We start from the raw sequence: 23,036 nt of genomic DNA, 5'->3' as shown, positions 1-23,036 counted from the left end.
CTCGAGTGTCCCGCGAGCTAAGACGAGCAGCTGATTTCCAAGTGCTTGCCCCACTGCGGTGGGCGTTCGGCGTAGCGCTGCATACCTGGCTGTTCCTCGAACGGCCGGCTAAGCACCGCGTGCAGTTCGCGCACCGGGGCATAGTCACCTTGTTCGGCGGCTTCGATGGCTTGCTGCGCCAGATAATTGCGTAGCACGTACAGCGGGTTGACGGCATGCATGCGGGCGCGCCGCTCGGCCTGGCTATCGGCGGTGTTGGTGGCGCGGTTGCAGTAATCGGCGGCCCACTGATCGAAACCGGCCAGGTCGACAAAATCGTCTCGCAGGCTGGCCAGGGCAATTTCTGCCGGCTGCTCGCCGAGGCGGCGAAAGAACTGGCTGTAATCCACCGCGCTGCCTTGCATCAGTTGCAGCAGGCGCTCCACCAGCGCCTGGTCGCTGTCGTCTGTGCCGAGCAGGCCGAGGCGTTGGCGCATTAGGCTGAGGTAGTGGGCTTGGTACAACGGCAAAAATAGCCCGAGGCTGGCCCGCAGTGCTTCTACTTCTACCAGCGGGGTCAGGGCTTGGGCCAGGGCACTGAGGTTCCAGTGGGCGATGGGCACCTGGTTGCTGAAGCTGTAACGGCCGGCGTCATCGGAGTGGTTGCAGATGTGCTGGGCGTCGAAGTCGTCGAGAAAGGCGTAGGGGCCAAAATCGAAGGTGATGCCGAGAATCGACATATTGTCGCTGTTCATCACCCCGTGACAGAAACCATAGGCCTGCCAATAGGCGATCAGCTCGGCGTTGCGTTCGACTACCTGGGTAAACATCGCCCCGTAGGGTTCGGCCTGCTCGCTGCAGTCGGCAAAGTGACAGGCCAGCACATGGGCGGCCAAGGTCTGCAGTTGTTCCGGCTGCTTGGTGTAATAGAAGTACTCGAAGTGGCCAAAGCGCACATGGCTGGGCGCCAGGCGCAGCAGCATCGCCGCACTTTCCTGGCGCTCGCGCCACACCGGGGTGCTGGAGGCGGTGACGCACAGCGCCCGCGAGCTGGGGATGCCGAGGGCGAACAAGGCTTCGCTGGCGAGGAACTCGCGGATCGAGCTGCGCAGCACCGCGCGGCCATCGCCGGAGCGCGAGTAGGGGGTTTGTCCGGCGCCCTTGAGGTGCAGGTCCCAGTATTCGCCTGCGGCATTGAGTACTTCGCCGAGCAGCAAGCCACGGCCGTCGCCCAGGCGCGGGTTGTAGCTGCCGAACTGATGGCCCGAATAGACCATGGCCCGTGGCTCGGCCGTGGCCCAGAGCTTATGGCCGGCAAATAACTGGGTGAATTCTTCGGCTTCGGCCGCCGTTGGGGGCAAGTCCAGCAGCGCCAAGGCGGCCTGACTGACCAGCACCAATTGCGGTTCGGCAATCGGCTCGGGCAGCACGGCGGTGGAAAACGCGTCGCCCAGACGGGCGAAGCGGTTATCGAAGGTCAGGTCGGTGAGTGACTTCAAGGTGGGGCTCCGGCAATTCCGTGTAGTAGTGACCCACATGGACGTGGGAAATGCCGTGCGTCCGTCAGGAACGGACGTGGCCTAGGAGTTACCGGTCGGCGTCCAGACTCAGGCGTCGTCGCCGGGCTCGGCGGCGGCTTTCGGCAGGGCAGCCAAGGGTTGCTGAGTGCTACCCAGCTGCGCCTCCTGGCCTTGCAGGTTCTTGACGAAGATATCCATCTGGTTGAAGGCCATCTCCACCTTGTGCTCGCGGAAGCGCTCGACAATCTCGCTGAGCAGTTCGTCGCTGGCTGGCAGGCGATCGCCCAGATCGCGCACATGGATACGCAAGTCGAAGTTGAAGGCGCTGGGGCCGATATTGACGAAGAACAGCTGCGGCTCAGGCTCGCGCAATACCCGCACGTTGCTCTGAGCGGCGGCCATGATCAGCTTGCGCGCCAGCGGCAGATCGGTCTCGTAGGCTAGGCCGATGTTCAGTACCACGCGGGTCACGGTGTCGGTCAGTGACCAGTTGATCAGCTGATCGGTGACGAAGGTCTTGTTCGGCACGATGATTTCTTTGCGGTCGAAATCGGTGATGGTGGTGGCGCGGATCTGAATCCGGCTCACGGTGCCCGACAGCGCGCCGATGGTCACGGTGTCGCCGATGCGTACCGGGCGCTCGAACAGAATGATCAGGCCGGAGATAAAGTTGGCGAAGATCTCCTGCATGCCGAAACCAATGCCCAGGGACAGGGCGGCGACCAGCCATTGCAGCTTGTCCCAGCTGACCCCGAGGGTCGACAGGGTGGCGACAAAACCGAGGGCGGCAATCGCATAGGACAGCAGGGTGGTGGTGGCGTAGGCGCTGCCTTGGCCGAGGTTCAGTCGCGACAGCACCAAGACCTCAAGCAGGCCCGGCAGGTTGCGCGCCAGGGCGGCGGAAATGACGATGATCACCAGGGCGCCGAGCAGGTCGCTGAGGCTGATCGGCACCATGCTGGCGGTATCGCCGGTGCCGCTGGAATACTCGTAGAGGGTGACGTTGTCGAGGTAGGCGAACACGCTGATCAGGTCGGCCCACACCCAGTACAGGCCAGCGAGAAACAGACCGAACAGGGCCAAGTTGATCAGGCGCAAGGACTGCTCATTGACCTGGTCGATATGCAGGGCTGGCTCTTCGCCGGCCTCGCTGCCATCGGCGCCGTCTTTGGCCTGTGCCTGACGTTTGCTCTGCGCGCGCTGGTAAGCCAAGCGCCGCGCCGCGACGCCCAGACCGCGGACGAAGGTGGCTTCGATCATCAGCCAGACGATCAGCAGGTAGAGGGTTTCGATCAGCCGGTCGCTGAGCTTCAGTGCGGTGTAGAAGTAGCCGAGCATCACGGCCACGCTGAGGCATAGCGGCAAGGCGATAAAACCTATACCTATGGCTTGGCGCAAGGGGGATGCGTGTTCGCGGACGGGGTCGCTGAAGACCATTTTGGTCAGCAGCCAGGCCATCCCTAAGAAGCAGGTGAGCACGATGCCGATGCCCATCACGTCCTTGTCGAGGACGTCTTGCTGGTGTTCGGCCACGGTGCTCACCGCCACCAGGGCCATGACGATCAGGCCGAGCAGGCGCACCTTGGAGTGCAAAAAGGCCACTTGCGGGCGGTTCCAGCGGAAATGCAGTTCGGCCACCCCGCCCGGGCTGAGTATCCGGTAGGTGGTGTAGAACAGCATCCAGGTCTCGGCCATCTGCATCAGTGCGGCGCCGAGGCTGGCGTTCTGGCCGCGGGCATCGATTTGCAGGGCAAAGCCACAGAGCGCCAAAAACAGTCCGACCGGCAGTGCTAGCAGCAGGTTCAACAGCAAGGCCAGGGGCGTGTGCAGTTGGCTGTCACGCTTGAAATGGCCAATGTCCTGATGCAGCTCGTCAAGCTTCTGGTACAGGTAGCTGCGCTTCCACAGCAGCACGCCGATCAGCAACAGCAGCGGCAGAAACAGCAAGGGTTGATTGATCAGCCCGGCCCACAGCTCTTTGGCCGCCGAGCCCCAGGGGATGGCGCCGAATTGGCGTTCCAGCTGGTGCGGTATTTGTTTCAGCCACGCGAGGTCGAGGGGTTTGTTACTGGGAATCCAGAACAGTTGCTCGTCGAGGGTGGTGCGCAGGGTTTTCGCGGTGCTTTGCAGCTGCTTCTGGCTCAGTTGCAGGGTGATCGACTGGTTGAGCAGCTCATTGAGTTCGCGGTTCAACTGCTCCAGCAGTGCGCTGCGGCTAAGCACCAGTTCCAGCAGGGCTTTGCGCAGCTCGTGGGTGACCTGTTCGGCGGATTGGCTGGCCAGTAGCTGATCGACATACAGGCTGGGGCTGCTGATTTTTTCGCGTTGCTGGCCCAGTTCGAACTGATAGAGGCGGATATCGGCGATTTCATCGGCGAGGTTTTTTTCCACCCGAATCTGCGGCAGCGCCTGTTTTTGCTGGTTGAGGATTTTGGCCAGCAGCAGGCTGCCCTTGAGCACGCTGATCTGTTCGTCCAGGGCCTGATCGCTCTGGTTGAGGTTGTCCTGTTGTTGCTTGGTTTGCAGGTTCTGTTCGGTCAGCTCATTGAGGCGCGTGGTGGTGCGCAGCAAATAGTCGGAAATTTTCAGGTTGGCCGCGCTTTCGCTGGCCAGCACGCTGCCGGCGCCGGCGTTCTGCACCTCGGCCGAGAGTTCGGCGACGGTTTTTTCCGACTGCAGGCGGCGCTTGTCGTTGATCAGCGTCTGCAACTCACGGGTTTCCTGCTCGCTGCGGGTAATCCGCGCGGTCAGCAGGTCGCGCTGGCTGCTGCCGATATCCTGCAACTGGCTGTTGCCGGCCAGTTCACTGCGACGCAGCAGTAACTGGGCATTCAATGCGGCTTGTTCGGCCAGCAGTAAAGTGCGCTGCTCGGGGCTGCTGACTTTGCCGCTGTCTTTGCCATTTTTGAGCTGGCTGCTGATGGCCTGCAGGCGGATCTGGCTGTTGCTGATTTCCGCTTGGGCGCGTTCCGGCCGGGTTTGCGAGGTGATCAGCAGGCTATTGGCGTCGCTCAGCGCTGCTTGCCAGCCGCTCAGCTGGCTGCTGCGCTTGCTCAGCAACTCCTCCAGTTGCGCTGCGGGGGCGCTGCCATAACGCTGCGCCACCGGTTTGGCGGGACTGGCCTGCAGGCGGGCCAGCTCACGTTGGGCGTCGTTGATCTGCTGCGGCGCGCTGGCCAGTTGGATTTTCAGCTGGGCCAGCGCCTTGTTGCTGGCGTCGGCCTGATTGATAAAACTCAGGGTTTGCTCAAGGGTCTTCTGCAGCGCCTTTTGCTCGGCTTCCGGCAGTTTGCGCTCGGCTAGGCTGTCCAGCGTGCTTTGCAGCTGGGCACTGGACGGCAGTTCTGCTGCTTGCGCGGGTTGAATGGACAGGCAAAGCCCGAGCAGGGTGGCAACGAAAAGATTACGCAAAAAAGAGGGCATGGTGGCGCTTCGTAAGGCTCTTGAAAGAGTGGGGAGTTTAGAGGAATAGGCCGGGGCCGGGGCGCCCACCTTCAGGAAACTTGACCCCGACTTTGCGGATTTTGTTCCCATCCATCAGCGCAACAGTCCAGGTCAGGCCATTCCACTCCACCTGGTCGCCGATCACCGGCTGACCGCCGATCTGGTGGGCGATAAAGCGGCCGAGGTGCAACTGCCCTTCGGCACCCTCAAGTTTGAGGCCATACAGGGCGGCGACCGCGCCCAGCTGGGCATCGCCTTCGAGAATAAAGTCGCCAAAAAAGCGCAAATCCTGGCCGCGTTTGGGCGCCTCGATAAAGAGTTTGCCCAGCGCCGGCAGATCATGTTCGTGGCCGACCACGCAGAGAATATCGCCGGCTTCAAGCCGGGTACTGCCCGAGGTGTGCAGCAGTTTTTGCCCGCGAAACAAGGAGGCGATGCGGGTGCCCTCGGGCATTTTCAACTCGCGCAGCGGCGCGCCAATGCACCATTTCTCGGCGCCCAGGCGATAGACAAACAACTCCCACTCGCTGGTGGGGTGGATCTCCAGGCCCGCCCGGGAGATCGGCGCCGGATCGGGCGGCACCGTGACCCGCAACCATTTGGCCACCCAGGGCAGGCTGGTGCCTTGCAAGACCAGCGAGACCAGCACGATGAAAAATGCCACGTTAAAAAATAATTGGGCATTGGCCAAGCCGGCCATCAGCGGGAACACCGCGAGAATGATCGGCACCGCGCCGCGCAGGCCGACCCAGGCGATAAAGGCTTTCTCGCGGTCGTGGAAGGCTCGAAACGGCATCAGCCCGAGAAACACCGACAGTGGCCGCGCGAACAGAATCATCCATAGGGCCAGGGCCAGGGCCGGCAAGGCGATCGGCAGCAGTTCGTGGGGAGTGACCAGCAGGCCGAGGACCAGGAACATGCCGATCTGGGCCAGCCAGGTCAGGCCGTCGAGCATGTGCAAAATGCCGTGGCGCGAGCGGATCGGCCGATTGCCCAGCAGCAGACCACACAGATAAATCGCCAGAATGCCGCTGCCGCCGACCGCGTTGGTGCTGGCAAAAATCACCAGGCCGCCGCTGACTACCAATAGCGGATAGAGGCCGTTGGCCAGGTGCAGGCGGTTGATGACCTGCAACAACAGCCAGCCGCCGCCCAGGCCCAGTACCGCGCCGATGGAAAAGTCGCGCAGCAGGTGCAGGGCCAGTTGCCAGCCGATGGCCTGATCGCTGCTGGCCAACAGCTCGATCAGGGTCACGGTGAGAAATACCGCCATCGGGTCGTTGCTGCCGGACTCGATCTCCAGGGTGGCCGTGACTCGCTGGTTCAGGCCGCGGCCACCGAGCAGACTGAACACCGCGGCGGCATCGGTGGAGCCGACGATAGCGCCAATCAGCATGCCCTCCATGATGCTCAATTTGAACAGCCAGGCGGCGGCAATGCCGGTCAGCCCGGCGGTGACCAGCACCCCGACGGTGGCCAAGGAGAGGGATGGCCACAGGGCCACACGAAAGCTCTCCACCCGGGTGCGCATGCCACCGTCCAGCAGGATGATCGCCAGCGCCAGGTTGCCGACCAGATAAGCCGTGGAGTAGTCGGCAAACTCAATGCCACCAATGCCATCGTTGCCGGCGAGCATGCCGACTGCGAGAAACACCACCAAAATCGGGATGCCAAAACGTGAACCGAAGGCGCTGACCAAAATACTGGCGACCACCAGCAACGCGCCGATAAAAAACAGGCTGTTGATGGCGCTGGCGTCCACAGGCGTACTCCGAGATAAAAAACGGGGTTGGCTCTGCTATGCAGGGCGCATGCCGAATTCTAACCTGTGGCTTGAGCGGACTGTCAAAAAAACGCCCCGCCACACAGTCTGAACTGGGCGGGGCGTGATTGGCTCGGAATGCGCTGCTCAGCCTGGTTTAGAACCAGGCGTCCTGCATGCCCAGGCAGGTGTCGTCGCGGGCTTCGAGGATGGCTAACTCGTGGTGGCAGCTGGGCACTTCCCAAGTCAGAAAGTAGCGGGCGGCTTGCAGCTTGCCTTGGTAGAAAGCCACATCGGCCGGGTTGCCCTGGCCGTTGCTGATCAGTGCCAGGCCTGCTTCGGCGCGGATCGCCTGCTCCAGCCAGCGCCAGCCGATGACCATATGGCCAAAGACTTTCAGGTACAGCGCGGAATTGGCCAGGCCTTGATTGACCTTGCCGCTCAGCAGATCGCCCAGCAGCGCCAGGGTGACGACCGACAGGCGCGCCAACAATTGCTCCAACGGCTGGCGCAGCGTGGTGAGTGAGTCGAACTGGCCGGCGCGCTGGCAGCAACCTTGAATCAGCTTGACCAGTTGCTTAAGCGCCGCGCCGTTGTTCATCGCCACCTTGCGGCCCAGCAGGTCGAGGGATTGGATGCCGTGGGTGCCTTCGTGGATCGGGTTGAGGCGGTTGTCGCGGTAATACTGCTCCACCGGGTATTCGCGGGTGTAGCCGTGGCCACCGAGAATCTGAATCGCCAGTTCGTTGGCCTTGAGGCAGAACTCCGAGGGCCAGGATTTGACGATTGGGGTGAGCAGGTCGAGCAGCTCCAGGGCAGTCTTGCGCTCATCTTCGGTGTCCAGGGTCTGGGTGTCGTCGAACAGCCGGGCGGCATACAGGCCGAGGTCGAAAGCGCCTTCGACGTAGGCCTTCTGGGTCAGCAGCATGCGCCGCACATCGGCGTGTTCGATGATCGCCACTTGCGGGCTGGTCGCGTCCTTGCCATCCGGCAACCGGCCTTGCGGGCGCTGGCGGGCGTAGTCCAGCGAGTACAGGTAGCCGGCGTAGCCGAGCATCACCGCGCCCATGCCGACGCCGATGCGCGCCTCGTTCATCATCTGGAACATATAGGAGAGGCCGGCATGGGGCTTGCCCACCAGGTAGCCGACACACTCGCCTTTATCACCAAAATTCAGCGCGGTGGAGGTGGTGCCGCGCCAGCCCATTTTGTGGAACAGACCGGCGAGGATCACGTCGTTGCGCGGGCCCAGTGAGCCGTCATCCTTGACCAGAAACTTGGGCACGATAAACAGGCTGATGCCTTTGACCCCAGGCGGCGCGTCCGGCAGGCGGGCCAGCACCATGTGCACGATGTTCTCGGAGAGCGGATGATCGCCACCGGAAATAAAGATCTTGTTGCCCTTGATCCGGTAGCTGCCGTCGCTGGCCGGTTCGGCTTTGGTGCGCAAGTCCGATAAGGATGAGCCTGCATGCGGTTCGGTCAGGGCCATGGTGCCGAAGAAACGGCCGTCGATCATCGGCTGCAGGAAGCGGGCTTTCTGCTCATCGCTGCCGAAGCTTTCGATCAGGTTAGCGGCGCCCATGGTCAGGAAGGGGTAGGAGGTGGTCGCCGCGTTGGCCGACTGAAAATGCGCGAAGCAGGCTTGCGACAGCAGGTTGGGCAGCTGCATGCCGCCGGCCTCGAACTCGCGAGTGGCATTCAGAAAGCCGGCTTGGAGAAAGGCGTCCACCGCCGGTTTGACCTCGGGGATCAGCACTGCGGCGCCGTCCACGTACTGCGGCTCGTGCTCGTCGCCTTTGCGGTTGTGCGGGGCGAACAGGTTTTCGGCGATGCTGCGGGCGGTGCCGATGGCGGCGTCGAAGGTCTCGCGGCTGTGTTCGGCGAAACGCGGGCGCTGGGTGAGGGCGCAGGCGTCGAGCACTTCATAGAGTTCGAAGGCCAGGTTGCGGGCGCTGAGCAGAGTCTCGGACATCGGACGTACCTTTATGCATACGGGAAGTGGGAAGTGGGAAGTCAGACCGTGTGAAGTGGGCCATACCTTGGCTGATAAGCCCGAGTTTAGGCCGGCCGGCGGAGGCCGCCTAGGATCATCCAAGCGGTTGATAATGGGCTAAAGCGCGTCGCCAGTTTCAATCCCGCAGCCCGCGGCGGTGGCTGTTAAACTGTGCGGCTTTACGCTGCATGGATCATGCATGCGCGCTGCGACACGAGGAATTTGCCCAATGAACTACCGCCACGCCTTCCATGCCGGCAACCACGCCGATGTCTTCAAGCACCTGACCCTGTCCCGGCTGATTGCCCTGCTGAGCCGCAAGGAGGCGCCCTTTGCCTACCTCGACAGTCATGCCGGCGTTGGCCTGTATGACCTCAGGGGCGATCAGTCCACCCGCACCGGCGAATGGCTGGAAGGCGTTGCGCGGATTTGGGAGGCGAAAAAAGCCCCGGCGCTGGCCGCCGACTACCTGAAAGTGCTGCGCGAGCTTAACCCCGATGGCCAGTTGCGCTACTACCCGGGTTCGCCCGAGCTGGCGCGGCAACTGTGCCGCGAGCAAGACCGCCTGCACCTAAATGAAAAACACCCCGAAGACGGCCGCCTGCTGAAAGACAATATGAAGCGCGACCGCCGCGTGGCCGTGCACCTGGGCGAGGGCTGGCATATCCCGCGGGCCTTGCTGCCGGTGGCGGAAAAGCGCGCGTTGATGCTGATCGATCCGCCGTTTGAGCAGGACGATGAGCTGGAGCGCTGCGCCGTGGCGCTGAAAGAAACCATCGGTCGGATGCGTCAGGCGGTGGTTGCCATCTGGTACCCGATCAAGGAGCAGCGCACCTTGCGGCGCTTCTATCAGGACCTGGAGAAATCCGGCGCGCCGAAACTGCTGCGGGTTGAGCTTTATGTGCACCCGGCCGACGATGCCCAGCGCCTGAATGGCTCGGGCCTGATCATCGCCAATCCGCCTTGGGGTCTGGAAGAAGAACTCAATCAATTGCTGCCCTGGCTGACCAATGTTCTGGGGCAAACCCAGGGCGGCTGGCGCTGTGATTGGTTGATTGAGGAAAAACCGGCGGCTTAGGCTTTGCCTATGTTCCCGTTATAAGTTGGAGAGCGATTTTGTCGGGTGGGTTAGGCCGCGCCCGCTCTCGAAAACGCTCCCGGCGTTTTTCCTACCTCCCCCATCCATGGGGTCGCCGGCGGGCTTGCGGCATTCACCCCCTCCATGGGGATTGCGCGAACCACGGGCTATCGGCTGATGCTTATTCAGTTGCGCCGTAACCCACCAGAGGGGGCCGGCCGATCACCGCTTGATGGCGTGGCGCACATATTGCGCGGTGGATGCCCTGACCCTGCTCTGCGCCACTAACCCACCCTACAAAAGCTGCGTGCAACACGTAACGGGTACAGATCTTTAGGTTTTGCCTTCGCTGGATTACTAGCGGCTGTTTAGGCGTTGTGCCAGCAGCGGCAAGAAGTATTCGATCTGTTCGGTCAGTTGCGTCAGTAAAGCGCCGGCGTCGGCCAGTTCACCGTGCTTGCCGAGGTATTCCAGTTGTTCGGTCAAGAGTTGCGCCGGGGTTAGGGCAAAGCTGCCGAGCAGCGCCTTGAGCGCGTGGGCGGTCTGCTGCAGGTTGTGGCCATTGCCTTGCTGCAACGCCAACTGCAGTTTGTCCAGATAGTCGCTGCGGCAGCTGAGCAGAAACGGCGCGCCAATCGTCTGCAAGATCAACGGGTCAACTTGACTGAGCGCGGCGGCGTAATTGAACGCCACACCGCGCAGCGTGTCAGCGCCCGGCTCGGCCAGCGTTGGTGCTGGGCCACTGCCGGTCAAGACCCGGGAGATTTCGGCATAGAGCTGCTGGCGATTGATCGGTTTGCTGACGTAACCGTCCATGCCGGCCGCCAGGCAAGCGTCACGGTCGCTGTCCATGGCATTGGCGGTCATGGCGATGATCGGCAGATGACGGTTGTCGGTCTCGGCGGCGCGGATTAGTTGGGTGGCTTCCAGTCCGCCCAGCTCGGGCATAAACATGTCCATCAAGGCCAGGTCGAAGTGTTGCTGGGCAATCAGCGCAATGGCTTGTTTGCCGTTGCCGGCCAGCACCACCTGGTGCTGATGCCGTTCGAGCAACTTGCTGGCCAGAATGGCGTTGATCGGGTTGTCTTCCACCAGCAGCACGTGCAGCGATGGCAGCGGCTGTTCGTGATGGTTGTCGGTGGCTGCCGGTGAGTGCTGGTTGCTGCGCAGGCCGCGCACCTGCAACAGGCTTTGCAGCAGTTCGGGCTTGGCCAGGGGCGTGCTCAGTGAGGCCACGCCCAATTGGTTACAGCGCGGGTGGCCCAGCCCTTGTTGGCTGGCATTGAGCAGCATGATGCAGTACGGGTGCAGCGCCTTGGGCAGCTGTTCGAGCAGCTGGAAACCGTCGCCGTCACTCAGCTGCGCGTTGATCAGTGCTGCGCCGAAGGTCGGCAAAGTTGCCGGTGGTTGCGCCAACAGCGCCTGCGCCTGGGCCAGGTTGGCGACGCCTATGGGTTGCAGTTGCCAGTCGCTCAGGCAGTTTTCCAGCAGTTGGCGCAGCGCGGGTTGGCTTTCCACCACTAATACCGCCAGCCCCTGTAGCTGTTTGCTCTGCTCTGGGCTGGGGCGCGGTTGTGGCGTGCTGGCGGTGCCGCAGTGGGGCAGGCGCAAGCTGAAGTGGAAGGTTGAGCCCGCGCCTGGAGTGCTTTCCAGCCACAGCCAGCCTTGCATCAATTTGAGCAGGCGGGCGGCGATCGGCAGGCCCAAGCCGGTACCGCCAAATTTATGGGCAATCGAGCTGTCGGCCTGGCCAAAGGCATCAAAAATCCCGGCTTGCGCCTCGGTCGCGATGCCAATCCCGGTGTCGATCACGCGCCCGTGCAGCTCACTGCTGTGCGCATCCTGGGAGCTGACTGCAAGGCACAAGCGGACGCTGCCATGGGCGGTGAACTTGAGCGCATTGCCGAGCAGGTTGAGCAGTATCTGCCGCAGCCGACCGGCATCGCCGAGCAGTTGCTGGGGCACGGCTGGGTCGATGTCGAGAATCAGCTCCAGGCCTTTTTCTTCGGCGCGCACGGCCAACAGGCGCATGGCTTCCCAGCTGCAGGCGGCGAAGTCGAAGGGCTCCGCGCAGAGCTCCAGCTTGCCAGCCTCGACTTTCGAGAAATCGAGGATGTCGTTGATGATGCCGAGCAAGGCGTCCGCGGAGAATTTGGCCATGTCCAGGTAGTGGCGTTGTTCGGCGTTGAGCTGGCCATCGAGGCATAGCTCCAGCATGCCGAGGATGCCGTTCATCGGTGTGCGGATCTCATGGCTCATCACCGCCAGGAAGGTGCTTTTGGCCCGGTTAGCCGTCTCGGCTTGCTGAATGGCCTGTTGCAGTTCGGTTTCTTTGAACTTGCGTTGGGTGATGTCGCGAAAGCTAAACACCTGCCCCTGTAATTGCCGATTGATAAACAGCGGGACGCGATGGCGCTCGAAGTAGCGGCCGTCGTGCAGGCGCAGGATGTCAAATTGACCGGGGTCGTCACAGGCATGCTGGTCCAGCTCGGTCAGCGCGTACTGGCCGGGGAGCAGTTGGCTGTCGAGGAAGCGCAACACGACGCTGTCGACGCCGGCGCTCAGCAGCGCCTCGGGGATCTGCCACAAACGGGCGAAATGGCGGTTCATATTGCTGATGCCGCCGTCCAGAGTGGTCACCAAAATGCCATCGGCGGTGGCCTCCAAGGTGGCCGACAGCAGTGAACTGGTGTGTTCCAGCGCCTGACTGGTGGCTTGTTGCGGCGTCGCATCCTGGAAGCTCAGTAGCAGTAAACAGTGTTCCTCGACCTGGATTTGCCGCAGCGACTTGGTGACGTTGATTAATGACTCATCCTGGCGTTTGTATTGGCTGTCGACGGCGCTCAGATCGCTAATCTGCCCGGCGCGCACGTCATCCCAGAAGAACATGTCTTGAATCGAGTTTTCGACCTCGGTGATCGGCAGTTGTAGCAGCACTTCACGGCTATAACCCAGGGCCTGGCACGCCGGCTGGTTGGCTTCGACGATCAACAGGCTGTGGGGGTCGACCACCAGCAGCGCTTGCTCGTAATGCACCAGCAGCGCTTGGGCGATGGCACTGGGCGAAATCTGGGTCATCTAAGAGGCCGTCGCTTGTTGTGGGTCAAAATAGTAGGTCACGTGCTGGCGCGGGCTCAGGTAATTGTAGATCTCTTGTGGCAACTGGCCGGGGCGCAGGCTTTTGCTGATGTTGAGCTCGGGTTCGCGCTCCAGGTCGAGAATGATTGCTTCCTCTTTGGGCACCTCCGGGTCATAGACAATCACGGTCGGGCGCAGCGGTTTATTCGGGTTGACGGCCAGTACCAAGCCGATCATTTCGTTCGACAGTTGCATGATACAGCCCGGTGGGTAGACGCCCAGGCAGCGAATAAACGCCTTCAGGGCCTCGGGGTCGAAGTGCGCACGTTGTTGGGTAAACATCTTCGAGAGCGCTTCGTGCGGGGTCAGCGCCTCGGCCAGGTTTGTCGGGTTGCAGAGGTTGTCGTACTGGTTGGCGATGCATACCACCCGCGCCAGCGGGCTGATCTGCGGGCCTTTAAGTTGGCGTGGGTAGCCGCTGCCGTCGCTGAGTTCATGGTGCTCGCGGATGATCCGTTGCGCCGCCTCGCTCAGTTCCATGCGTGCAGCCAGTTTGATGCCGTAGTCGCAATGCAGGTGCAGCAGGCCGAGCTCAGCTTTGTTGAGCGGCTCGGTCTTGAGCAGGATTTTGCTCGGAATGTCGAGCTTGCCGATGTCATGCAGCAGGGCACCGAGACCCAGTTGCAGGGTGTCCTCGCGGCTAAACTGCAGAATTCGCGCCAGCATAATCGATAGCACTGTGACGTTGAGGGAGTGGAAGTAGGCGTCTTCACCGGCTTTGCCGTTGAGCGCGTGCATCAGCACGGTATCTTCGCCGAGCATGGCTTCGACCATCTGCTCGACCAGTTCTTCGGCTTGGCGCAGGGTCTCTTGCGGCTGGCTGCGCAGGTTGCGGCCAATATTTTTCACTGTGTTGCTGGCCTGCTGGAATTTTTTATCCACCTCGGCCAGGTTGCGCCGCAACGCTTTGAGCTGTTCGATGCGCGCCTGCTTGGCTTGCATGGCCGCGAGTTCTTCGGCGCTCGGTGGTGGCGCAGCGGGTACGGCGACAACCGCTGGCGCGGCGCTGGTGGCGGTGGGCAGTGGTCGGCAGTCGCTGCGCTTGGGGTCATAGCGCAAGCGTGGGAAACCGAGGGCGAGCAGGCTATTGAGCTGTTTTTCGTCCTTGATCTTGAAGCTGCTGAAGGTAAAGGAATGCTCCATCCAGCCGCGGTCGAGGTGGATGTAGAGGCCGATGCACAGCTGGTCAGCATTGATGTAGAGCGGTTCGTCGGGCATGCCGTCCTCTGCGCAAATCATCCCGGCCGGCAGGACTCCGGCACAATGTCCTGAGTCTAGACGCTGGCTGGCAGCCCTGCGCGTTCGTACCGCGCAAAGCTCCGACGCGCTGCGCCGGGGCTGGCGATTAGCGGTTGGCTTTGTCCAGCTGGTCGCCGGCCAGGTAGGAAACCGCGACGCTGAGCCCCCAGCAGAGGATAAACAACCAAATGACACCGCTCAGGTTCAACGTCAGCTGCTGCGCGCTTTGTAGCACTGCGCGGGTCAGCGCCATGACCTCCAGCGGCAGCGAGCCTTCGACAATCTGGTCGCTGAGCAGGTAAGCGGTGGCCATGGTCGCGCGCAGCACATAAGCGCTGATGGCCAGCGCCGGCAGAATAAAGCTGGCGGCCAACCCATAGCGCTTTAGCCACCACAAGCCCGCACCCGGGAAAATCAAGGTTGAGTAGAGTGCCGCCTTAATGGATTTTTTCATGCTTTGCTTCTTGACGGGCGAGGTGGAGGCGGTGCGAGTCCGGCGTGGCCTGGCTCGCGGTCTGGGTTAGGGCGCTAAACAAACCCCAGTGCCACCCAGCCCGCAGTAACCGCCGGGATTTTTAGCCAGGTATTGCTGGTGATACTGCTCGGCATAGTAGAGGGGCGGCGCCAGGCGGATTTCAGTGGTGATGGAGCCAAATCCGGCTTGCTCAAGCTGCTGCTGAAAATGCTGTTGGCCGGCCTGGGCCTCGGCCAATTGCGCCGGACTGGTGCAATAGATCGCCGAGCGATATTGGCTGCCCTGGTCATTGCCCTGACGCATTCCTTGGGTTGGGTTGTGGGACTCCCAGAACACTTTCAGCAGCGCCGCGTAACTGGTCTGTTGCGGGTCAAACACCACCAGCACCACTTCGGTGTGGCCGGTCAGGCCGGAACAGGTTTCCTCATAACTGGGGTTGGGCGTGTGGCCGCCGGCGTAGCCGACCGCAGTGACTGTCACCCCAGGTTGCTGCCAGAAGCGCCGCTCGGCCCCCCAGAAACAGCCCATGGCGAATATTGCTTGCGCAAGACCAGCGGCAAAAGGCGGCTGTAACGGCTGGCCGTTGACGAAGTGCGGCGCGCTGATCGGCATTGGCGTGCTGCGCCCCGGCAGAGCTTGTTCAACGGTTGGCAGGGCGTTTTTATCGAGCAGAATCTGCGAGCGCAAGACCATTGGCGTTTCCTCGGTTGGTGAGCGTAGGGTTCAAGCCGCGATCTGCGTGCTGCAACCCGCTATCCGCGCGGGTTGCACCCTCCCTGCGCAATGGACAACTGGTGCTGCGGATTATTCGCTTGCTACCCTTGAAATGGCGGCGTTATTACGCCCCGGATAGCGCTGCAAACGCTGGATCAGTTGGGCCACCGGCAGCGGGCGATCAAACAGATAGCCCTGGCCAATGTCGCAGTGCTGACGACGCAGGAAGGCCAGCTGGTCGGCGGTTTCGACGCCCTCGGCGACCACCTTGAGCTTGAGTTTGTGGGCCATGGCGATCACCGCTGCGGTGATTTCCATGTCGTCCTGGTCGTTGGGAATATCGCGGATAAAGCTGCGGTCAATCTTGATCACGTCGATCGGGAATTTTTTCAGGTAGCTGAGCGATGAGTAGCCGGTGCCGAAATCATCCATCGCCAGGGTCAGCCCCAGTGCCTTGAGGCTCAGCAGTTGCTCGCGGGTGGTGTCGCTGGCCTCCAGCAGCAGGCTCTCGGTCAGCTCGAGTTCGAGCAGGTGCGCTGGCAGTTGATGTTCTTGCAGGATGGCGGTAATGGAACCGACCAGGTCGGGGTCGGAAAACTGTTTGGGGGACAGATTAATCGCCACCTGACACTCGCCCAAACCCAGCGCCAGCAGCTGTTTACTCAGGCCGCAGGCTTGGTTGGCGACCCATTTGCCAATCGGAATAATCAGCCCGGTTTCCTCGGCGACGCTAATAAACTGCTCCGGATTAATCATGCCTTTGTCGGGATGATTCCATCGTAGCAACGCCTCGACGCCTTGCAGTTGGCCGGTTTTGAGGTTCAGTTTGGGCTGGTAAAACACCTCCAACTCGTTTTGTTGCAAGGCGCGGCGCAGGTTGTTTTCAATGAAAAGTTGCTGGTCGGCCTGGGCATTCAACACCTGGTTAAATACCTGTAGTTGCTGTTTGCCATTGGCTTTGGCCTTGTGCAGCGCCAGTCCCGCGTGTTTCAGCAGGGTTTGCGGGTCGCTGCCGTGCAGCGGCGCGCAGGCCAGGCCGATCGAGCCGCTGACGCTAATCAGCTGGTTGTCGACGAACAATGGCTTGTTCAGGGTTTGCAGCACCTGCTCGGCTAGCAGCTGGCCTTCGGCGAGGTCAATGCCGTCGAGTTGCACGGCGAATTCATTGCTGGCCAGTCGCGCTAGGCTGCCCAGCGGGCTCAGGGTGTTGCGCAAACGCAGTGCCAGGCTGACCAGCAATTTGTCGCCGGTGGTGTGGCCGAGGCTGTCGTTGATCCGCTTGAAGTTGTCGATGTCGACCAGCAGCAGGCAGGTGGGCGCTTGGCTATCGGCGGCAAAACGTTGCTCGAGATTGCGGATAAAGGTCAGACGGGTGCCCAGCCCGGTCAGGTTGTCGTGATAGGCCAGGCGCTCAAGGTGCTGTTCGGCGCGTTTGTGCTCGGTGATGTCGGTGTAAATGCCCAGGTAGTGACTGAGTTCGGCGTGCTCGTCGTAGACCTTGGAGATGCTCAGCTGTGCCCAATAAGGGTCGAGGTTTTTGCGCCGGGTCTTAAATTCGCCCTGCCAGTGGTTGCTGTGGTTCAGCGTCGAGTGCGGGGCAAATAATTGCTCATTGAGATTGGCCAGCGCCGGCAGCTCAAAGATGCTGCGCCCACGTACTTCATCGATGCCGTAGAGGCTGATGGCGGTGAAGCTGGGGTTGATGTATTCGACCAGGCCATCGCGATCAAGCAGTAAAAAGGCACTGGCGCTTTGCTCGATGGCGCGCTGAAACAACGCCAACGACGGTTTTGGCTCGCTGCGCGGGACGGCCGCCAGGCGTTCCTGGGGGTGCTCGTCGACCAGCAGGTAACCGTGCAGCATGGCCATTGAATGCTGCTCGAAGGCCTCGCCCGACTCCAGTAAGTAGCGTGGGCCTAACGGTGTTTGCAGGCTGTAACGGACTTGGTAATGATTGCCGCGACTCAGCTGTTGGCTAATGCTGGCGTGCAGTTGTTGGCGGCATTCGCAGATCAGCTGTGCGTAGGGGCCGTCGAGAAAGGCGCAGAGTTCGACGGCCGATTGGCCCAGTTGCTGTTCGCAGGCTGGGTCCAAATACAGCAGTGTCCAATCGTCTTGGTGCAGTCGTTCAAAGCGCAACAGGCCAAGGCCTGCCGACACTGGCAACTGTGTCACAACCTCGGCCGCCGAACGACTGACGGCATGGGGATGGCTTTTCATCAAATGACTCGCTTGAAGTATGCTGACCGAACTGGGGGCTCGGCCCACCTCTCTTTAGCGCAGCCCAAGGGTGCATCATGCTGGCAAAACTGACAAGACTGATACGGCCGCTGAGTTTGCTATTTTTTACCGGCCTACTGAGCAGTGTTTCTGCCGCCGAAATCGACAGCGGATTAAGCAGTCCGGAGCAGGTCAGCTATCTGGCCGCCATCCAGCGCGCCCACCCCAATGTCAGTGAGCGCCAGGCGTTGCTGGCGCAGTGTAATCAGCTGCTGAAAACCTACGCGTTACGCGCCGGTTATCAGCTCGGCCAGGCCGACCCGCGGGATTTGCTCTATCAGCTGAGCATCAGCGCGCCGGGCGAGTTGTTGTTGCGCGAAGAGTCGCGCGCCCCGCAAGGCTTGGCAGTGGCGGTGCGTAATCAGCAGCTGTCGGTGTTTGGCGTCGACCCTTTTATTCGTTACGACTGCCCGCTGAATGGCATCCGTTGCGTGCTGCAAAATCCCGCCGACGGCAGCCCGCTGCTCAGCGTGTTGCGCGACCAAAACGGCGCCGCCGAACTGGCCAAGGCCTTGAGCTTTTTGATTCGCAATTTGCAGAAGGGCTGAGGGCACTCCCAAAACAAAGGTTCTGTCCCAGTTATGTGTTGCCCCCTCGCAACATTGGTAACTGCCTGAGGTCGGGCATTCGTAGGTTGGGTTAGCGGCGGGTGGCGTGAGCTAAGCCGTGCAACGGTTTAAGACGCCGCGTAACCCAACATAGGGGCCGATGTCTCGTTAATTTTGCAAAGAGTCTGAAGCCGCTCGGTGGGTTACGCGGCGCACTGACTGCGAGTTGAAGTCTTAAGCCAGCGTGGCGCCGCTAACCCACCCTACGAAAAACCGCCTGCAACACCTAACGAGTAAGGCGCCCAAAACAAACCCCGCACGCGGCGGGGTTTGTGGGTTTGCGTTAGAGCATTTAAAACCTACAGCAGCAAAGTGCGGATATCGCCCAGCACGTCACCGAGACGCTTGGTGAAGCGAGCCGCGGCGGCGCCGTTGATCACCCGGTGATCGTAGGACAGCGACAGCGGCAGCATCAGTCGTGGTTGGAATGCCGCACCATCCCAGACCGGCTGCATAGTCGCCTTGCTGACACCAAGAATCGCCACTTCCGGCGCATTGACGATCGGCGTGAAGCCGCTGCCGCCGATGTGGCCAAGACTGGAGATGGTGAAGCAGGCGCCCTGCATGTCATCGGCCGAGAGCTTTTTAGTGCGGGCTCTTTCCGCCAGCGCCGCTGCTTCAGCTGCCAGTTGCAGCAGGCTTTTCTGGTCGACGTCTTTGATCACCGGCACCAGCAAACCGTCTGGGGTGTCGACGGCAAAGCCGATGTTGACGTACTTCTTGCGGATGATGGCTTTGCCCGACGGTGCCAGCGAGCTGTTGAAGTCCGGCAGCTCTTTGAGCAGGTGGGCGCAGGCTTTCAGGAGCAGTGGCAACACCGTCAGTTTGACCCCGGCTTTTTCGGCCACGGCTTTCTGGGCGATGCGGAAGGCTTCCAGCTCGGTGATGTCGGCCGCGTCGAACTGGGTCACGTGCGGCACATTCAGCCAGCTGCGGTGCAAGTTGTTGGCGCCGACTTGCATCAGGCGGGTCATCGGCACTTCTTCGATTTCACCGAACTTGCTGAAATCGATCACCGGGATCGGCGGAATGCCCGAACCGCCGGTGACGCCAGCGGCCGGCGCTTCCTTGACCTTCAGCAGCTGCTGTTTGACGAACAGCTGTACGTCTTCCTTGAGAATCCGGCCGTGTGGGCCGCTGGCACTGACGGCGTTCAGCTCAACCCCAAACTCACGGGCCAGTTGCCGCACAGCCGGGCCGGCATGCACGCGGCTACCGCTGGCTACCGCTGGTGCCGCGGCAGCCTTGGCGGCGGCAGCCGACAGCGAGGCGATGGCGCTGACTTCGGCGGCGATGGCCGGGTCGGCCCCGGCCGGGACCTTATGCACTTCGGTCGCGGTGGCCGGAGCGGCAGTTGGTGCCACAGCCGGCGCCGCCGCAGGGGCGGCGCCAAGCACTTTGAGTTGCAAAATCAGGTCGCCGGTGCCGACTTCGTCGTCCAATTTGACGCTCAGGCTGGTCACCACACCGGCAGCCGGCGAGGGGATTTCCATACTGGCTTTGTCGGATTCCAGAACCAACAGCGACTGATCGACTTCGACGGTGTCGCCGACCTTGATCAGCAGTTCGATGATCTTGGCTTTGCCGGACGAGCCGATATCCGGCACATGAATGTCCTGCGCCGACTCGGTTGCTGCTGCGGGTGCAGCTGCCGGTTCGGCGGCTTTGGCCGGTGTTGCAGGCGCAGCCACTGCCGCTTGTGGCGCAGGTTCGGCGGCAGCAGGAGCCGCCGCGTCGCCTTCGACTTCCAGCTCCAGCAGCTCGTCGCCTTCTTTCAGGCGATCACCGAGTTTGACCTTCAGGCTTTTAATCACCCCGGCCTTGGGCGCCGGGATTTCCATGCTGGCTTTGTCCGACTCCAGGGTCAGCAGGCTTTGCTCGGCTTCAATCCGATCGCCCACTTTAACCATCAGTTCGATCACTTCACCCTCACCGTTGCCGATATCGGGTACGCGAATTAGTTCACTCATATCGCAGCTCCTTAGCAGTCCAGTGGGTTGCGTTTTTCTGGGTCGATGCCGAACTTGGCGATGGCTTCGGCCACCACTTTCGGTTCGATATCGCCGCGGTCGGCCAGTGCCTCAAGGGCGGCCAGCACAACGAAATAACGGTCAACCTCAAAGAAGTGCCGGAGTTTTTTGCGACTGTCGCTGCGCCCGAAACCATCGGTGCCGAGCACTTTGTATTCTTTGCTCGGTACCCATTGGCGAATCTGGTCGGCAAACAGCTTCATATAGTCAGTGGAGGCGATGACCGGCCCTTTGCGACCGCTCAGGCACTGCTCGATATAGCTTTGTTGCGGCTTCTGCTGTGGGTGCAGGCGGTTGTTGCGTTCTACGGCCAGGCCTTCGCGGCGCAGTTCGTTGAAGCTGGTGACGCTCCACACATCGGCGCCGACGTTGAACTCGTCGCGCAAAATCTTTGCCGCTTCGCGCACCTCGCGCAGGATGGTGCCGGAGCCGAGCAGTTGCACGTGGTAGGCGGCGTCTTTCTTGTCTTCTTCGAGCAGGTACATGCCCTGGATGATGCCGTTTTCGACACCCTCCGGCATGGCCGGCTGCATGTAGGACTCGTTCATCACGGTGATGTAATAGAACACGTCCTGTTGCAGCTCGGTCATCTGGCGCATGCCCTCGCGGATGATCACCGCCAGTTCATAGCCATAGGTCGGGTCGAATGTGCGGCAGTTGGGGATGGTCGAGGCCAGCAAGTGGCTATGACCATCTTCGTGTTGCAGGCCTTCGCCGTTCAGCGTGGTGCGTCCGGCGGTGCCGCCAATCAAGAAACCACGGGTGCGGCTGTCGCCGGCGGCCCAGGCCAGGTCGCCGATGCGCTGGAAGCCGAACATCGAATAGAAGATGTAGAACGGCAGCATCGGCTGGTTGTGGCTGGAGTAGGAGGTGCCCGCAGCGATAAACGACGACATGGCGCCGGCTTCGTTGATGCCCTCTTCGAGGATCTGTCCCTTCTTGTCCTCGCGGTAGAACATCACCTGGTCTTTATCCACTGGCTCATAGAGCTGGCCGACCGAGGAGTAGATGCCGAGCTGGCGGAACATGCCTTCCATGCCGAAGGTGCGTGCTTCGTCGGGGATGATCGGCACGATGCGCGGGCCGATTTCTTTGTCCTTGACCAGCTGCGAGAGAATCCGCACGAAGGCCATGGTGGTGGAGATTTCACGCTCGCCGCTGCCGTCGAGAATCGCCTTGAGCGACTCCAGGGGTGGCGTCGGGATGCTGAAGCTCTTCGCGCGGCGCTGCGGCAGATAACCGCCGAGGGCGGCGCGGCGTTCGTGCAGGTATTTGTATTCGGCGCTGCCTTCCTCGGGTTTGAAGAACGGCAGGTTTTCCAGCTGGTCGTCTTTCACCGGGATGTCGAAGCGGTCGCGGAATTTCTTCAGGCTGTCGACGTCGACTTTCTTGGTGTTGTGCGCGGTGTTCTTCGCTTCACCGGCGCCGGTGCCATAACCCTTGATGGTCTTGGCCAGCACCACGGTCGGCTGCCCTTTATGGTTAACCGCCTGGTGATAGGCCGCGTACATTTTGTACGGGTCGTGGCCGCCACGGTTGAGTTTCCAGATCTCATCGTCGGACAGGTCTTCAACCATCGCCTTGAGCTGCGGCGTATTGAAGAAGTGTGCACGGACGAAGGCGCCGTCTTTGGCTTTGTAGTTCTGGTACTCGCCGTCGATCACTTCGTCCATTCGCCGTTGCAGAATGCCGTCGGTGTCTTTGGCCAGCAGCGGGTCCCAGAAACGGCCCCAGACCACCTTATTGACGTTCCAGTTGGCGCCGCGGAATACGCCTTCCAACTCTTGGATGATTTTGCCATTGCCGCGCACCGGGCCGTCCAGGCGCTGCAGGTTGCAGTTGATCACGAAGATCAGGTTGTCGAGTTTCTCGCGGCCAGCCAGGGAAATCGCGCCCAGCGACTCCGGCTCGTCGCATTCGCCGTCGCCGAGGAAGCACCAGACCTTCTGCTTGCCGGCCGGGATATAACCGCGGTCTTCCAGGTACTTCATAAAGCGCGCCTGGTAGATCGCCTGGATCGGGCCAAGGCCCATGGAGACGGTCGGGAACTGCCAGAAGTCCGGCATCAACCAGGGGTGCGGGTAGGACGACAGGCCGCCGCCATCGACTTCCTGGCGGAAGTTATTGAGCTGCTCTTCGCTGATCCGGCCTTCCATAAAGGCCCGGGCGTAGATGCCGGGCGAGACGTGGCCCTGGATATACAGCAGGTCGCCGCCATGCTCGTCGGTTGGCGCCTGGAAGAAGTAGTTGAAGCCAATGTCATACAGCGTCGCGCTGGAGGCAAAGCTGGATATGTGGCCGCCCAGATCCGGGTCCTGCAGGTTGGTGCGCATCACCATGGCCATGGCGTTCCAGCGCACCAGCGAGCGAATTCGGCGCTCCATAAACAGGTCGCCGGGCATCCGCGCTTCGTGGGTCACGGGGATGGTGTTGCGATATGGCGTGGTGATCGCATAGGGCAGCTGCGCACCGCTACGGGTGGCCAGCTCGCCCATGCGGGTCAGCAGGTAATGGGCGCGATCATCGCCCTCTTTGTCGAGGACCGATTCGAGGGCGTCCAGCCATTCCTGGGTTTCGACGGGATCGAGGTCTTGCATGGCTTGCTCCAGGGCTTAAAGGCTTCCAGAATCGGTAGCCTGGGTTCGCGGCCGGCCTTGTGAGCGGGCTGCGTGAATTCTTGGGGTTACCGGGTTTCAGTCCGTGTGAAAACTACTGCGCTCGGTTATGCGGCGTTAAAAACAGGCTCGGACTGCTCATTTACAGCTCGTAAACT

13 protein-coding genes are annotated in these 23,036 nt (G+C 61.4%); 2 read left to right on the top strand and 11 right to left on the bottom strand.

Annotated features, from left to right (window positions below; all coding sequences use genetic code 11):
• Positions 1-17: 17 nt before the first annotated feature.
• The 4 genes from selO to Q8R10_RS04665 form a co-directional block, all read right to left on the bottom strand.
• Entirely contained in the window at positions 18-1,478 is a 1,461-nt protein-coding gene (gene selO, locus Q8R10_RS04680) for a protein adenylyltransferase SelO (protein WP_305651475.1), read from the bottom strand.
• Between the two features lie 108 nt (positions 1,479-1,586).
• On the bottom strand, positions 1,587-4,922 hold the full coding sequence (gene mscK, locus Q8R10_RS04675; RefSeq protein WP_305651473.1) for a mechanosensitive channel MscK: 3,336 nt from the start codon (positions 4,920-4,922) through the stop codon (positions 1,587-1,589).
• Positions 4,923-4,959: 37 nt separating this feature from the next.
• Entirely contained in the window at positions 4,960-6,705 is a 1,746-nt protein-coding gene (locus tag Q8R10_RS04670) for a potassium/proton antiporter (protein WP_305651471.1), read from the bottom strand.
• Between the two features lie 157 nt (positions 6,706-6,862).
• Entirely contained in the window at positions 6,863-8,680 is a 1,818-nt protein-coding gene (locus Q8R10_RS04665; protein WP_305651469.1) for an acyl-CoA dehydrogenase, read from the bottom strand.
• A 250-nt stretch (positions 8,681-8,930) separates the two neighbouring features.
• On the opposite strand from Q8R10_RS04665, the gene Q8R10_RS04660 reads away from it, so the two are divergent.
• Positions 8,931-9,779: a 23S rRNA (adenine(2030)-N(6))-methyltransferase RlmJ gene (locus tag Q8R10_RS04660; protein WP_305651467.1), complete on the top strand. Its 849-nt coding sequence runs from the start codon at positions 8,931-8,933 to the stop codon at positions 9,777-9,779.
• Positions 9,780-10,136: 357 nt separating this feature from the next.
• Here the strand turns inward: Q8R10_RS04660 and Q8R10_RS04655 are convergent, their stop codons facing one another.
• The 5 genes from Q8R10_RS04655 to Q8R10_RS04635 all read right to left on the bottom strand — a co-directional run bounded on the left by Q8R10_RS04655 (position 10,137) and on the right by Q8R10_RS04635 (position 17,565).
• Complete coding sequence (locus Q8R10_RS04655; protein WP_305651465.1) at positions 10,137-12,857, bottom strand: response regulator; 2,721 nt, start codon at positions 12,855-12,857, stop codon at positions 10,137-10,139.
• On the bottom strand, positions 12,858-14,135 hold the full coding sequence (locus Q8R10_RS04650; protein WP_305651463.1) for an HD-GYP domain-containing protein: 1,278 nt from the start codon (positions 14,133-14,135) through the stop codon (positions 12,858-12,860).
• Between the two features lie 127 nt (positions 14,136-14,262).
• On the bottom strand, positions 14,263-14,610 hold the full coding sequence (locus Q8R10_RS04645; protein ID WP_305651461.1) for a hypothetical protein: 348 nt from the start codon (positions 14,608-14,610) through the stop codon (positions 14,263-14,265).
• 66 nt (positions 14,611-14,676) lie between these two features.
• Positions 14,677-15,324, bottom strand: coding sequence for a peptide-methionine (S)-S-oxide reductase MsrA (gene msrA / locus Q8R10_RS04640; RefSeq protein ID WP_305651459.1), 648 nt, complete (start codon positions 15,322-15,324; stop codon positions 14,677-14,679).
• Positions 15,325-15,435: 111 nt separating this feature from the next.
• Positions 15,436-17,565 (bottom strand): bifunctional diguanylate cyclase/phosphodiesterase, encoded by a 2,130-nt coding sequence (locus tag Q8R10_RS04635; RefSeq protein ID WP_305651458.1) that lies wholly within the window; start codon positions 17,563-17,565, stop codon positions 15,436-15,438.
• A gap of 77 nt (positions 17,566-17,642) precedes the next feature.
• Between Q8R10_RS04635 and Q8R10_RS04630 the strand changes: the two genes are divergently transcribed.
• On the top strand, positions 17,643-18,173 hold the full coding sequence (locus tag Q8R10_RS04630; protein WP_305651457.1) for a hypothetical protein: 531 nt from the start codon (positions 17,643-17,645) through the stop codon (positions 18,171-18,173).
• 359 nt (positions 18,174-18,532) lie between these two features.
• Here Q8R10_RS04630 and aceF read toward each other — a convergent pair whose 3' ends face one another.
• Together aceF and aceE are read right to left on the bottom strand one after the other, a co-directional pair.
• Positions 18,533-20,203: a dihydrolipoyllysine-residue acetyltransferase gene (gene aceF / locus Q8R10_RS04625; RefSeq protein WP_305651455.1), complete on the bottom strand. Its 1,671-nt coding sequence runs from the start codon at positions 20,201-20,203 to the stop codon at positions 18,533-18,535.
• 11 nt (positions 20,204-20,214) lie between these two features.
• Positions 20,215-22,860, bottom strand: a complete 2,646-nt coding sequence (gene aceE / locus Q8R10_RS04620; protein WP_305651454.1) for a pyruvate dehydrogenase (acetyl-transferring), homodimeric type — start codon at positions 22,858-22,860, stop codon at positions 20,215-20,217.
• Between the last annotated feature and the right edge of the window lie 176 nt (positions 22,861-23,036).

It is taken from the genome of Pseudomonas sp. (genome assembly GCF_030698175.1).
In the GTDB taxonomy this organism is placed as follows: domain Bacteria; phylum Pseudomonadota; class Gammaproteobacteria; order Pseudomonadales; family Pseudomonadaceae; genus Aquipseudomonas.
The sequence above is the reverse complement of the archived record's forward strand: the minus strand, read 5'-3'. Positions and strand labels throughout refer to the sequence as shown.

Coding starts and splice junctions, on each gene's coding strand:
- msrA (WP_305651459.1), bottom strand. CDS start 15,324: ATGGTCTTGCGCTCGCAGATTCTGCTCGATAAAAACGCCCTGCCAACC.
- Q8R10_RS04655 (WP_305651465.1), bottom strand. CDS start 12,857: ATGACCCAGATTTCGCCCAGTGCCATCGCCCAAGCGCTGCTGGTGCAT.
- mscK (WP_305651473.1), bottom strand. CDS start 4,922: ATGCCCTCTTTTTTGCGTAATCTTTTCGTTGCCACCCTGCTCGGGCTT.
- aceF (WP_305651455.1), bottom strand. CDS start 20,203: ATGAGTGAACTAATTCGCGTACCCGATATCGGCAACGGTGAGGGTGAA.
- Q8R10_RS04660 (WP_305651467.1), top strand. CDS start 8,931: ATGAACTACCGCCACGCCTTCCATGCCGGCAACCACGCCGATGTCTTC.
- Q8R10_RS04650 (WP_305651463.1), bottom strand. CDS start 14,135: ATGCCCGACGAACCGCTCTACATCAATGCTGACCAGCTGTGCATCGGC.
- Q8R10_RS04645 (WP_305651461.1), bottom strand. CDS start 14,610: ATGAAAAAATCCATTAAGGCGGCACTCTACTCAACCTTGATTTTCCCG.
- aceE (WP_305651454.1), bottom strand. CDS start 22,860: ATGCAAGACCTCGATCCCGTCGAAACCCAGGAATGGCTGGACGCCCTC.
- Q8R10_RS04630 (WP_305651457.1), top strand. CDS start 17,643: ATGCTGGCAAAACTGACAAGACTGATACGGCCGCTGAGTTTGCTATTT.
- Q8R10_RS04635 (WP_305651458.1), bottom strand. CDS start 17,565: ATGAAAAGCCATCCCCATGCCGTCAGTCGTTCGGCGGCCGAGGTTGTG.
- Q8R10_RS04665 (WP_305651469.1), bottom strand. CDS start 8,680: ATGTCCGAGACTCTGCTCAGCGCCCGCAACCTGGCCTTCGAACTCTAT.